The 876-nt window shown below is 39.5% G+C and carries 1 pseudogene; it reads left to right on the forward strand.

Going from position 1 to position 876, the window contains the following annotated elements:
* Positions 1–347: 347 nt before the first annotated feature.
* Positions 348–446, forward strand: a pseudogene (locus ACXM0J_RS18815) (ATPase); the annotation flags it as partial.
* Positions 447–876 lie beyond the last annotated feature (430 nt).

The following is an 876-nucleotide window of genomic DNA, read 5'->3' on the forward strand; positions in this document are numbered from 1 at the left end:
ACGTCACTACTCATAAGTGGCGATTATGTAAAATCGTTTGCGTGGCTTTTAACCTACTACTAATCAATACAGAGAGTGCTGTGGATAAGTGTCTTTACGGATTCCTTTTACTACAGACTCGTTGAAGTTGTAGCAAAACTCGAAGTACAAATATTTTATTTTTGGTGATGCGCGGCTATTTGAAAAGTAGCGAAGTTGTTGCGCTTTAGTGAGCTGGAATTTGAATAGCAGCATGAAATATGTTTGTTATTTGGACCGCTTTAATGGGTAAAATTCGGCTGGGAGTTTCGCTACAGCCTCGTTAGGCATGGCCATGAAAATATTCCTAGATAGTAATATTGTTAGGCACTCTGCAACTACATATCGCACTATGGATATCTATTTTGGCGGGGGTAACGCATCATTGTCATATCGTCGAAACAGGCAATGAGTCTTGGCGCTTTAAAGAATCGAGTACCAAGGGAATTGCAACAAAGCGAACTAAACCACGACAAACCAAAATAGATCAGGAGGAGTTAGCCATCAATTAATTGAGTTTCACGACTGTAATATTTTAACAACTACGTGGGTCAATTTTAGATGCAAATAGTGGGTCAGTTTTTAGTGACATTTGACAATTGCAGCGTTAAAGTGAACGGATAGCGCGAAGAATGCGGCCATAAAAATAAGTGTGCCGAGCAGACTCATAAGGGCAGGGAGATGCTTTTTAATTTCGTTTTTGTAAATCGTTATTTTGATATGCAACATATGGATCAATCCTGATAAATTAGGCAATACCTGCATGTCAATGCAGATTCATTTTATACGCCAGCAACCCCTTGCTGGCGTTTTTTTTATGGGACTAACCATACCTGTTAATTCTGACAGGTAGTCTCC

The sequence above is a fragment of the Acinetobacter sp. GRABPA_MV_2 genome, from assembly GCF_056725885.1.